This is a genomic window from Shewanella loihica PV-4 (genome assembly GCF_000016065.1).
GTDB lineage: Bacteria > Pseudomonadota > Gammaproteobacteria > Enterobacterales > Shewanellaceae > Shewanella > Shewanella loihica.
This window is the reverse complement of sequence record NC_009092.1, coordinates 3,995,030-4,007,623: the sequence shown is the minus strand read 5'-3', so window position 1 is coordinate 4,007,623 and position 12,594 is coordinate 3,995,030. Positions and strand designations below refer to the sequence as shown.

At 57.5% G+C, this 12,594-nt stretch carries 8 protein-coding genes; 4 read left to right on the top strand and 4 right to left on the bottom strand.

The features are described from left to right. The first annotated feature begins 49 nt into the window (after nucleotides 1-49). The 3 genes from SHEW_RS17370 to SHEW_RS17360 all read left to right on the top strand — a co-directional run bounded on the left by SHEW_RS17370 (nucleotide 50) and on the right by SHEW_RS17360 (nucleotide 6,517). Nucleotides 50-1,279: an efflux RND transporter periplasmic adaptor subunit gene (locus SHEW_RS17370; protein WP_011867153.1), complete on the top strand. Its 1,230-nt coding sequence runs from the start codon at nucleotides 50-52 to the stop codon at nucleotides 1,277-1,279. A gap of 12 nt (nucleotides 1,280-1,291) precedes the next feature. Next, a complete protein-coding gene (locus SHEW_RS17365) occupies nucleotides 1,292-4,522 on the top strand; it encodes an efflux RND transporter permease subunit (protein ID WP_011867152.1) in 3,231 nt (1,076 codons plus the stop codon). Nucleotides 4,523-5,296: 774 nt separating this feature from the next. Continuing rightward, nucleotides 5,297-6,517 carry a putative porin gene (locus tag SHEW_RS17360; RefSeq protein ID WP_011867151.1) on the top strand — a complete coding sequence of 407 codons (1,221 nt, stop codon included), beginning with the start codon at nucleotides 5,297-5,299 and terminating at the stop codon, nucleotides 6,515-6,517. Nucleotides 6,518-6,597: 80 nt separating this feature from the next. Here the strand turns inward: SHEW_RS17360 and SHEW_RS17355 are convergent, their stop codons facing one another. The 4 genes from SHEW_RS17355 to SHEW_RS17340 form a co-directional block, all read right to left on the bottom strand. Next, a complete protein-coding gene (locus SHEW_RS17355) occupies nucleotides 6,598-8,877 on the bottom strand; it encodes an aminotransferase class V-fold PLP-dependent enzyme (protein ID WP_011867150.1) in 2,280 nt (759 codons plus the stop codon). Nucleotides 8,878-9,240: 363 nt separating this feature from the next. Next, entirely contained in the window at nucleotides 9,241-9,702 is a 462-nt protein-coding gene (locus tag SHEW_RS17350) for a NanQ anomerase/TabA/YiaL family protein (protein WP_011867149.1), read from the bottom strand. 89 nt (nucleotides 9,703-9,791) lie between these two features. Next, nucleotides 9,792-10,850, bottom strand: a complete 1,059-nt coding sequence (locus SHEW_RS17345; protein ID WP_041406746.1) for a DUF3080 family protein — start codon at nucleotides 10,848-10,850, stop codon at nucleotides 9,792-9,794. A 28-nt stretch (nucleotides 10,851-10,878) separates the two neighbouring features. Next, on the bottom strand, nucleotides 10,879-11,319 hold the full coding sequence (locus SHEW_RS17340; protein ID WP_011867147.1) for a hypothetical protein: 441 nt from the start codon (nucleotides 11,317-11,319) through the stop codon (nucleotides 10,879-10,881). A gap of 117 nt (nucleotides 11,320-11,436) precedes the next feature. Here SHEW_RS17340 and SHEW_RS17335 point away from each other — a divergent pair, with 117 nt between their 5' ends. Then, entirely contained in the window at nucleotides 11,437-12,492 is a 1,056-nt protein-coding gene (locus SHEW_RS17335) for an alpha/beta hydrolase (RefSeq protein WP_011867146.1), read from the top strand. Nucleotides 12,493-12,594 lie beyond the last annotated feature (102 nt).

Genomic DNA, 12,594 nt, shown 5'->3' with positions numbered 1-12,594 from the left:
TTTAGCGAGCAGGCTTTAGCAAAACGGATAAAGAATTTAGGTGAAAAGTATGAAGAATCAATCAAATAAAACACGTTTTCTACAGCTAAGCCCACTGATGCGGGCCATGGGTTTCGGCGTCTTGATCAGCATGACGGCTGTGGGCGGGGTTGCCCTCGGCGCCGAGGGACATGAGCACAAAGCAGAGTCAGCCAAGGGGCAAGTGTCTCAAGAGCAGGCTCACGACAAGGAAAGAGAGCAGGGCGATGAAGCTGCGCTGGGTGGCGAAGAAGCCCATGGCGGTGAGCTAGTGCTCAGCGAGGAGCAGCGTCAGCTGGCGGGAATTCGTGTGGAGCAGGTAAGCAGTCAGGGCTTCAGCCTGGCCGCAGTCGCGACGGCCACCCTGGTGGTGGACAGGGAGCGTACCGTGACCCTGGTGCCCCAGCTGGATGTGCGGGTGTTGGCGCGTCATGTGGTGCCGGGACAGGAGGTCGCCAAGGGCCAGCCCCTGTTGACTCTGGGGGGCGCAGCCGTGGCTCAGGCCCAGGCGGATTACATCAATGCGGCAGCCGAGTGGAGCCGGGTGAAGCGAATGAGCCAGAGCGCTGTGAGTGCCAGCCGCCGTCTGCAGGCCCAGGTGGATGCCGAGCTCAAGCGCGCCATACTCGGCGCCCTCAAGATGACGCCGGCGCAGATCAAGGCGCTGGAGTCGGATCCCGAGACCATAGGCAGTTATCAGCTGCTGGCGCCGCTCGACGGCCGGGTGCAGCAGGATGTGGCCATGAAAGGTCAGGTGTTCAGCGGTGGCACCGCCCTGATGCAGCTCACCGACGAGTCTCACCTCTGGGTCGAGGCCCAGGTGACGCCGACCCAGTCTCAACAGATCAAGGTAGGCAGTAAGGCGCTGGTGAAGGTGGGCGACTTTAGCCTGGAGGCCGAGGTGATCGGCCGCTCCCATGAGATCGACAGCGTCACCCGCACCGAGCAGATCCTAGTGGCCTTCGCCAATCCGGGCCACGTGCTGCACGCCGGACAATTTGCCGAGATCTATCTGGCCGACAACAACCAGGATGGAGTGATCTTGCCCGATGCGGCGCTGACCCGCGGCGGTGACGGCGACTGGCAGGTGTTTGTCGAAGAGGGGGATGGCTTCGAGGCCGTCGAGGTCGAGGTGAGTGAGCGCCAACGCGGCATGAACCTGGTGCAGGGACTGAGTCCCAAGATGCGGGTGGTGGTCTCGGGCGCCTTCTTCCTGGCCTCTGAGCAGGCCAAGTCAGGCTTCGACATTCACAATCACTAAGAGGTAGCCCTTATGCTTCAGAAACTTATCGATAGCGCGATACGCAATCGGCTTCTGGTGGCCCTGGCGCTGCTGTGTGGTGTGGTAGCCAGTGTCGCCATGTTACCTAAGCTCAATCTCGATGCCTTTCCCGATGTCACCAATGTGCAGGTGACGGTCAATACCGCCGCCGAGGGGCTAGCGGCCGAGGAGGTGGAAAAGCTGATCAGCTACCCGGTGGAGTCGGCCATGTACGCCCTGCCATCGGTGACCGAGGTGCGCTCCTTGTCACGCACCGGCCTCTCCATAGTGACTGTGGTGTTTGCCGAAGGCACAGATATCTACTTTGCCCGTCAGCAGGTATTCGAGCAGCTGCAGGCCGCCAGGGAGATGATCCCTGACGGGGTGGGGGTGCCCGAGATAGGCCCCAACACCTCAGGCCTGGGACAGATCTATCAGTACATATTGCGGGCCACGCCTGAGTCCGGTATAGATGCCGCCGAGCTAAGGAGCCTCAACGACTATCTGGTGAAGCTCATCATGATGCCGGTGGGGGGCGTGACCGACGTGCTCTCTTTCGGCGGCGAGGTGCGTCAATATCAGGTGCAGATAGAGCCTAACAAGCTGCGCAGCTATGGCCTCTCCATGGCCCAGGTGACTCAGGCGCTGGAGAGCAACAACCGCAACGCAGGTGGCTGGTTTATGGACCAGGGACAGGAGCAGCTGGTGGTACGTGGCTACGGCCTGTTACCGGCGGGTGAGGCTGGCCTGGCGGCGATCGCCCAGATCCCACTCACAGAGGCAGGCGGTACGCCGGTGCGGGTGGCCGACATTGCCAAGGTGGACTTTGGCGCCGAGATCCGTGTGGGCGCGGTCACCATGACCCGCCGCGACGATGCTGGAACGCCAAAGGCGCTAGGCGAAGTGGTCGCCGGCGTGGTGCTCAAGCGTATGGGGGCCAACACCAAGGCGACCATCGACGATATCTCGGCCCGCACCGCCATGATAGAGCAGGCCCTGCCCAAGGGCGTCTCCTTCGAGGTGTTCTACGATCAGGCGGATCTGGTGAACAAGGCGGTAGAGACGGTGCGCGATGCCCTCTTGATGGCCTTCCTGTTTATCGTGGTTATCCTGGCGCTCTTCCTGGTGAACCTGCGCGCGACTTTGTTGGTGCTGCTCTCTATCCCAGTCTCCATCGGCCTGGCCTTGATGGTGATGGCTTACTTTGGCATGTCGGCCAACCTGATGTCCCTGGGTGGGCTGGCGGTGGCTATCGGCATGCTGGTGGATGGCTCAGTGGTGATGGTGGAGAACATCTTCAAACATCTGACCCAGCCGGACAGACGCCATTTCGATCAGGCCAAGGCCCGCGCCTCGGGTGAGTCTGACCCCTACCACGGCGAGGAAGATGGCCTGGGAGAAGGAGAGCGCAGCGGCATCGCCCTGAGGGTGATGCTGGCGGCCAAGGAGGTGTGCAGCCCGATCTTCTTCGCCACCGCCATCATCATAGTGGTGTTTGCGCCGCTGTTTGCCCTGGAAGGGGTAGAGGGCAAGCTGTTCCAGCCCATGGCGGTGAGCATCATTCTGGCCATGGTGGCGGCGCTGTTTGTGGCCCTGATCGGCGTGCCAGCTTTAGCTGTCTATCTGTTCAAGCGCGGCGTGACCCTGAGGGAGAGTCCGGTACTCAAGCCGGTTGAGGCCCTGTATCGTCACCTGCTTAGTGCCACCATGGGCAGGCCCAAGTTGGTGCTGCTGACGGCGGTGACCCTGTTCGGCATCAGCATGGCGCTGCTGCCAAGGCTAGGTACCGAGTTTGTGCCCGAGCTCGAGGAGGGCACCATTAACCTGAGGGTGACCCTGGCGCCAACCGCCAGCCTGAGCACCTCATTGGATGTGGCGCCCAAGCTCGAGGCCATGTTGATGACTTTCCCCGAGGTCGACTATGCCCTGAGCCGTATTGGTGCCCCGGAACTTGGCGGCGATCCTGAGCCTGTGAGCAACATAGAGATCTATATCGGCCTTAAGCCGATCGAGGAGTGGGAACACGCCGAGACCCGTCTCGAGCTGCAGCGCAAGATGGAAGAGAAGCTTAGCGTCTTCCCCGGCCTGCTATTTACCTTCTCCCAGCCCATCGCCACCCGTGTCGATGAGTTGCTTTCAGGGGTGAAGGCCCAGCTGGCGATCAAGCTGTTTGGCCCGGATCTCGAGGTGCTCTCCAGCAAGGGGCAGGAGCTCAGCGAGCTGGTGTCGGGTATCGAGGGGGCGGTCGATGTCTCCCTGGAGCAGGTGTCCGGCGAGGCCCAGCTGGTGGTGCGTCCCAAGCGCGATCTGCTGGCCCGCTATGGCATCAGCGTCGATGAGGTGATGAGCCTGGTGAGTCAGGGCATAGGCGGTGTCAGCGCCGGGCAGGTGATCGACGGCAACGCTAGATACGACATCAATGTGCGTCTGGCCAGCCAATATCGCAGCGCGCCCGATGCGCTGGAGGATCTGCTGCTCAGCGGCGTAAACGGTGCGACCGTGCGTCTAGGCGAGGTGGCCGATGTGGTGGTCGAGATGGCGCCGCCTAATATCCGCCGTGACGATGTGCAACGCCGGGTGGTGGTGCAGGCCAACGTGTCGGGGCGCGACATGGGCTCAGTGGTGAAGGATATCTACGCCATAGTGCCTCAGGCGGATCTGCCGCCGGGTTATACGGTCGTGGTCGGCGGTCAGTATGAGAACCAGCAGCGGGCTCAGCAGAAGCTGATGTTGGTGGTGCCCATCTCCATCGCCCTGATCGCCCTGCTGCTCTACTTCTCTTTTGGCTCCATTAAGCAGGTGGGCCTGATCATGGCCAACGTGCCGCTGGCGCTGATCGGCGGCGTGGTGGCCCTCTATGTCAGCGGCACCTATCTGTCTGTGCCTAGCTCCATCGGCTTTATCACCCTGTTCGGGGTGGCAGTGCTCAATGGTGTGGTGTTGGTGGACTCGATCAACCAGAGGCGCGCCTCGGGAGAAGCCCTCTACACCAGCGTGTATGAAGGCACTGTGGGACGCCTGCGCCCCGTGCTGATGACGGCGTTGACCTCGGCGCTGGGTTTGATCCCAATACTCCTGTCTAGCGGTGTGGGCAGCGAGATCCAAAAGCCGCTGGCGGTGGTGATCATAGGCGGCCTGTTTAGCTCTACCGCCCTGACGCTGCTGGTGTTGCCGACCCTGTATCGCTGGCTCTATGAGACCAAGGCGCTTAAAGGGGACAAGGAGTTGGAAGCCCTAGACTAGTTTGATGCACCAAGACCAAGTGATTCGATGGGGCGAGGGACGGCCGGAGGCAGCGGTGCTTTCAGTTTGCCATCGCGGTTGCGTCTCCTTGGTGACGCTTTGGGGCACAAGAAGTCTCCTTTTCTGTTTCTCCCTATTCCTAACCTGTGGGGAGAGGCTGCAAAGGGGAGTGCCCTTTAGTGAGCACGCGCGGCAGGATGCCGCGCTTTTTCGCTCGGTTATTGTCTTATCATTTTTCACACACCTTTAGGTTAACCCTCTTCTTATCCTCTGCCCTCTCATCTTACGTCCTGTCGTTCAAAGTAACTTTTAAGTGAGTCATTATTTTGCGTTGTTATACCAATTTTTGTTTGAATTATTATTAGTTCTCTAGCTTCCATCTCGATGATTAAGAGTGTCTCTATTTTGGTTTATATGTAATTTATGGGCGATTTATGTTACATTTTTGCAGGTAAACTTTCACTTCTGCCCAGTTTTATCGGATTTCGTCAGATCAATATGTTGGTTCTGATGGCGCCGGCAGTCATTTTTATTGTTTGAATTAGAATTATTATGGCTAAATCTTTACCTGGGGCTTTCCGGAGTTGCTAAGCCTTGATGGAGCTAAGCCTTGATGGAGCTAAGCCTTGATGGAGCTAAGCCTTAATGGAGCTCAGTCTTGATGGAGCTTAGTCTTGATGGGGCTTAGGCGCAGTGGCGGCCTCGATCCTTACTATCCATGGGGCAGATGGCAGTGTGAAAGCAGAAACCTAAGTCAATCGAAGAGGATGAATGATGATTCGCTATACCCTTGCGGCCAGTTGTATTGCGCTGGCGCTGAGCGCTAACGCAGGTGCCACCACAGTAGACGAGGAGCTTAAGGCGCTCAAGGCGCGTATCGAGCAGCTGGAGGCCGAAAAGGAGCAGGCACCCGAAGCAAAGGAGATGGACAAGTCGATCAAGTTTGGCGGCGCGGCCCGTTTCCAGTATTCCTATGAGGACTATTCCGATGCCAACGCCGATCGCGGTGGCGACTTCGACTTCGATCTCTTCCGTATCGATGTGAACGGTAATCTGGATGATGTTATCTTCTCCGCTCAGTACCGTTGGTTCGAGTATATGAACGTGGTTCATCACGCCTGGGTGGGTTACAACTTCGACGATGAGCAGCAGGGTAAGATAGGGGTGACTCAGGTGCCTTTCGGTATCCTGACCTACGCCTCCAACAACTACTTCTTCAGCTCAAACTTCTATCTAGGCCTGGAAGACGACTATGATCTGGGCCTGAACTACACCTATAAGAGTGACGCTAACCGACTGGATCTGGCCTTCTACAAGAATGACGAGCAGGGTGGCCTCGACGGTTATGTGTCGGACCGCACCCACAGATACGCCTATGACGTGGTCGGCGTTCGTCTGCCGGGCGAGGGGATCTACGATGCGCCTACGGCTGGCTATGCCGCCGGTGAGAAGAACACCTTCAATGCCCGCTACAGCCATAATTTCGTGTTCGATGAGGTGAGCCTTGAGCTAGGCGTGTCGGGCCAGCTGGGTCAGCTTGAGATCGAGAACGGCACAGATGGCGATCAGGTCGCGGCGGCGCTGCACGGCGTGGTCAATTATGATCGCTGGAACCTCAAGTTGCAGCTCACCGACTACAAGTATGATGTCGATGGTATAGATGTGGAGCGCATGGTGGTGGCCGCCTATGCCTTTTATGACTCGATCCCCGCCGAGGCGACCAGCTATGTGGCGGACTTAGCCTATAGCCTGCCGGTGGCCTGGGGGCCTGTGTCAAACCTGACCTTCTATAACGACTACTCCTTGGTTACCGACAAGCCTGGCGGGCAGAAAGACACCTTCATGAATGTGACCGGAGTGGCGGTCACCGCAGGTGGCCTCTATACCTATTTCGATTTCGTGGTGGCCGAGAACCAGCCCTTCATCGGCGGCTCTATGGTGGGCGATGGCGGTACCAACAAGCGCTTTAACATCAACTTCGGCTACTACTTCTAGTGGTCTAGTTAAGCCAATAAAAAACCGCATCATTTGATGCGGTTTTTTTGTGTCGGTTAGGTAAGGCGTAATAGCAAACCTTAACTGTCGCTCAGCGCGTAGCCGCCTTTGAGGTGGGCTATCTTGTTAAAGCCGAGCCTGTGTAGTGCCTGGGCCGCCACCAGCGAGCGGCTGCCGCTGCGACAGACCAGCACCCATTCGGCGTCACTCTCCTGCTTATGTTCCTGCACGAACTGCACCAGCCTGGTCATAGGCACGTTGATCGTCTGCTCGCTCAGGGTGCCCAGCTCGTGCTGCAGGGCGTATTCGTGGGGCTCGCGAATATCCAGTAACTTAAGCTGCGGCGACTGACTCACCTGTAGCTGGAGCGACTGGCTGTCGTACTCTTTCACCTTGGCTTTGCTGCAACCGCCGGTATAGGCGCCGCAGATGATCTCGCTGCCAGCTTCATCCTTGAGATGTGTATCCAGTCTCGCTTTTTGCAGCTCGAACTGCGCCATAGAGATGGTGCCGTTGATCACCTCGTTCAGCAGTGGATTGACCCTGAACTCGGCGGCGAAGCTGGTGGTGAACTCGTTGTTGTAGTCGTGGCTTGGGCAGAGCAGGGTATCGTCACCAATCAGGCTGTGTAGCAGCTTTAGGCTGTTGTACATCTGCTTGGCGCAGCTGCTGTCGAAGTTGGTGCGTCCCAGGCTACCCATCAATACGAGATCACCACAGAAGGCGTAGCTCACCTCGCCTTGGGGCGAGCACAGCAGCAGGCTGATGCTGTCATTGGTGTGGCCTGGGGTGGCCAGCTTCACCAGAGAGTACTGACCTAGGGAGATTGCCTGCGCCGGTCTGGCGCCTATCTCGGTGATCTGGTGATCCTCAGGCCAGCCAAGGTGATCGCTTGTCTGCTCGGGCAGATAACGGGCGGCTAATGCCACACGGCCCGAGACGTGATCGGCGTGACCATGGGTGTCGATAAAGGCGATAGGCTCGAGCTGCTGGCACTGCAACAGAGTATCGATGCGCTGATCAAGTTCCGGCAGGGGATCGATAACCACCGCCTGTTTACTCTCTTGGTCGGCATAGATCCAGCTGCAGCTGGAGCCAGACTTGAGCTGAACCAGGCCATTTAGCGGCTGCTTATCTGCTGATGCCTCACCACTGCTCAGTGTGAGGCAGCTGTTGCCTAGAGCATTGGCGGCCGACTGAATACGTTCGCAGGCTTGATCGACCTCTGTTTGGGTCATGGCCGGGCCGAAGGAGAGACGAATGGCCGACTCGCTCTGCCAGGCCGGGAGTCCCATGGCATCGAGCACGAAGCTGCGGGTGACCTTGGAGCTACAGGCCGAGCCTGAGCTAACGCGGATATTGGCGGCGTCGAAGAGATCCATGATCTCCTTGCTGCTAAAGCCGGGCACGGCAAAGTTTAGGGTGGTGGGCACGCTGTTGTCGAAGCTGTGGTTAAACACCAGCGTCGGGAAGGCGCGCTTCAATGCCTGGGCCAGTTGCTCACGGTAATCGACAAGGGTCGACAGGCTATGGAAGGCGCTGTCTTGCTCGGCCAGCAGCATGGCGAACACCTGATTAAGGGCGGCCATGCCCGGCAGGTTTTCTGTGCCTGAGCGCAGTCCGCCCTCCTGGCCACCACCTGCGATGAAGGGGGTGAAGGGGGCACCATCACGTATATAGACGAAGCCGATCCCCTTGGGGGCATACAGCTTATGACCGCTGAATGGCGCGTAGTCTATGCTGGTCTGCGCCAGGGCCAATGGGCGTTTACCCAGGGCCTGGACGCAATCCACCATCCAGAATACCTCAGGATTGTGGTCGCGAATGCAGGTATCGAGTGCCTTAAGATCTTGATAGACGCCGGTTTCGTTATTGACCGCCATGGTACAGATCATCAGGGCGTTGGGCACCTCTGCGGCGATGAAGTCGAGATCCAGTGCGCCCTTGTCGTCGACGGGAATCGCCTTGAGCTCGGCGCCTATCTCTAACAGTTGATTCCAGTGGGCCAATGAGTTGGGCACCGCCTTATGTTCGGTCGCGCCATAGAGTAGGCTGTACTGCTTGTTGGGATCCAGGCTGGCCTTGGCCTTGATGAGGGCGGATAGAATGGCGGTCTGTATGCCTTCGGTGGCGCCGCTGGTAAAGATGATATTGCCCTGGCCGCTGCCCAGGATCTGCTTGGCGCGAAGGCGGGTCTGCTCCATCAGGCTCTTGGCTTTCAGGCCCGTGATATGGCTGCTCGAGGGGTTACCGAAAAGATCTTCCATGGCGCCTAGGGCTGCCTTGGCGGCCTGAGGCAGTACCGGAGTGGTCGCGTTGGCGTCTAGGTAGATCTGGCTAAGCGGGGATGTGTGATGCATGGGATACTCGCTTCTTGCTGTTTTTATTATTAGAAAAAATTCCCATATAACAAAATGGTATATGTAATTCGATGCGGCTATATTAGCAGCTTATGAGTATTGATCAAGATCATGTTTTTGGCGCCAAACAGGCATTTTTAAGTGGGATTTGAGCGAGTGGCTAAGTCTGAGAATTCGGAGAGAGCCGCATAAGAGAAGCGGCGCCAGAGCTATGTGGGTGGGGTAGGACGTTGGTGTCTGGCATGGCGGGCGAAGATTCGCCCGGGTAACATTTTGTATCAGAAGGATATGAGGTGTGAGTGCGAGAAGGCAAAACGCCCGCGACAGGCGCGGGCGTTAACAAACAGCAAGCGCCAACAGGCTCTAAATTTTCACCTTGATGACCACCTTGCGCACCTTCTGCGGCGTCGCCGAGACGCCCGGCATATGCATGTCCTGGGGGAAGAAGAGGGCAAACATGCCGGCCTTGAAGGGAATAAAGGCGGCGCGCGCCTTGTTCGACTCATAGTCAAATTCGGCGTAGTCGTGTTTGTCGTAGTAGGGCTTGGACGGAGTCTGATCCGCCAGGGGCAGATAGCCAAACTCCTCTTCGCCGCTCACCACATACTGAACGTCGATATATTTGCGATGCACCTCGAAGGGCTCGACCTCTCTTGGTTTGGTCTCATAATCGTTGACGATGACAAAGATATCTTTGCCCTCCAGCTCGTAGTTGCCCACCGGCAGCTGGGTGAAATCTGTCTCTTTGAGGTGTTGCAGTGCCTTGGCAATGCGGGGTCCCAGGTGGGTGTAGTGTGCCAGGTTTTCTAAGGTGTCTAAGATCATGATTGGAGGCTCAGGCTTGTAAAGAGCCAATAGTGTAGCAGGCTTTTTGGCCGGCAAGATAGCCTGGGGTGTAGCAGCTTATCTAGCGCTTAGGTGGAGGAGCTAGGCGGGGCAATATTGCAGCTCTCCCTGAAGGCCTGCCACCACTTGACGTGTCTGCGCATCTGGGATTTTAGCTGCTCCGGCAGGGTGCCTGGTTGCTCGCCGAAATAGTGCTCGATGAAGGCCTGATGGCTACTGCCGGCAAAGAGGGCGAGTAGCGGCTCGCTAAGGCGATAATGCAGCTGATTGAGCTGTGACAGATAGGCCTGAGTCTGGGCCAGGTAGTATTTATGAAATACATTCTGCAGTATCTCCTGTTTGCGGTTGGCATGATTGAGTCGACAGGCGACCGATGCGCTATGTCGCTGCAGATAGTCGTTGAGGGCAATGAGCTGCGCCTGACTGTAGGCGAGGGATCTCAGGTATCTCTGCAGCAAAGTTTGGTGGGCCATGAGGGCGAGGGCGGGCTCTATCTGGGCCGTGTCTATCTGCTGCCACTGGCGCTGCTTGATGTGACCTTTGATGCTCAGCAGCTGGCCGATGGCCGACTCGAGCTCGAAGCGACCGGCGCGCATCTCATCGAGCACCAGGGAGTCGTAGCCGATAAACAGGCTCTTGGTGATGCTAATGTCTCCGGTGAGCACCCGATTAAAGTAGGCCATCGCATGAGCTTGTTTCTGCTGGAGTGCCTGTGTCAGCTTGGTCTTGAGCTCCCCCTCATCCAAGGTGTCGATACAGGCCGGCGCCAGCTGAATAAAGCTTATCTGGTAGATGAGTTGCTGGCTGGGCGGTGCCACCTTGCCCAGGGTGCTGTTGTGGTCGGCGATGAGGCGGCCCAGGGGGCAGTGGCCCAGAGACAGGGTGTCGAGAATCGAGATGGTGATCGAGGCCTGTTCCTGCCTGTCGGCCTTGCCGAGCTGCATGGGCTTAAATTCCGGGGGCGAGTAGGGCTGGTCGATCACATGGGCCAGACGCTGACTGTAGTCCTGCCAGAGATAATCCACATCCTTGGCGCGCTGACAGCCTGGCAGCCAGAGCAAGAGACAGAGCAAGAAACAGAGCATCAGCAGGCCCTTGGTCGTTCGTCTGATGTGAGTCTGTGGCAAGTTGACTCCTTCCGAGAGTGGGGTGAATTCAGGCTAGGTTTTTCTGCACAGCCTCTCGGGTCGCTTGCAGGCCGTGGCGCTCGAAACTATCACTGAGGCAGGAGATGAGCCTGTCGTTGAGCCTGAGTCTAACCCTGATGGCCTCTGTGTTTGTCGCTATCTCCAATCCGGCGAGCATTAGGTGGCAGCCAGTAATATCTCTATAGGCGATCTGGGTCTCCTTGCCAAGGCTAGCCCTGCCTGTGAGGGGGATATTGATAAAGGCGATCGCCCGCGGGGTAAAAACGATCTCTTGTTTCAGTAATGCGCCAGCCCAGATGAGCATGGCCAGACAGTAGCCCATGAAGAGGCACCATTGGTCATCGAAGGCGCTCAGGAAAAGCTGCTTTATGATAAACAGGCTGGCCGTCAGCATGATGATGACGTAGGCGAGTGTTTGATAGGGCTTAATTGTTAGCGTGTCGTCCATTTTGATCCTCAGTGACCTCCTGCCACCGGCCTATTTTAATCGCGCTGACAAGTTTAGTGCAATTCTTATAGAATGGCTTAAGCCACGCACACAGATAAATTCAGGGAGCCGAGTTAGGTGCTTAAGTTACGTTTTCTCGCCGGGCCGACCGCCTACAAACAGATCGCCGAGCAGGGGCTAAAACCCGAGCTCTTTACCCAGGTGTTGGCGGCATCGGGTGGACCAAAATGGCTAGGCATAGCCGCGCTGGATAAGTATCTGTTTGGCACCTACTTCAAGGCGAGACAGACGCCTCTCTACACCCTGGGAGCCTCATCCGGCGCCTGGCGCCTGGCCTGTTTGGCACAGCAGGATCCCCTGGCGGCCTACGAGCGGTTGGAGCGGGAATATATTGGCCAGCGTTACGAGACCAAGCCCACGGCGAGTGAGGTGTCGCGTAAGGTCGCCGGTATCGTCTCTGGCATATTGGGGGCGCAGCAGGGAGCGGATATCGTCAGTAATCCTGTGATCAAGAGCCATTTCATCGCTTGTCGTGGCCGTCATCTCAACCGTCTGTCCCATAGAGCCGCACTTGGCGCCGGTCTTGCCACCACGGCGGTCACTAATCTGCTGAGTCGTCGCACCCTGGGATGGCACTTCGAGCGTTACCTGTTTGGTAGCGGCGGCGTCGCCTCGCCTTTTAATGAGTTAAAGGATCTACCGGGTCGTCACCTGGCCCTGACTGGGGAGAATATTGCCCAGGTTCTGCTGGCCACCGGCTCTATCCCTTGGGTGCTGGCGCCTGTTGAGCGCATCGAAGGGGCTCCCGCCGGCCATTATTACGACGGTGGCATCACAGATTATCACTTCGATCTGCCCCTGGCCCACGCGCCTGGATTGACCCTGTATCCCCACTTCTACAGCAAGATCCTGCCCGGCTGGTTCGACAAATCCTTGCCCTGGCGACGGGCCAAACACAACTATGACAATGCCTTGATCTTGGCCCCCAGCGAGGAGTATTTGAGCCAACTGCCTTATGGCAAGCTGCCGGACCGAAATGACTTCAGTCGCCTTGATAGTGAGGAGCGGATACGCTATTGGCGACAGGCGGTGCAGATGAGTGAGGTGCTGGCAGAGGACTTAGATAAGGTATTAAATAGTGGCGATATTATGCGTCACATTAACACTTTCTAATGAAGTGGCTGCAACAAAAGGGAATTTTCTAGGGTCTAATAAGCGAAGGACCGGGTATTTTGATTGGCATGGCATCGCCGATCCAATAATGGCGTTTCGAGC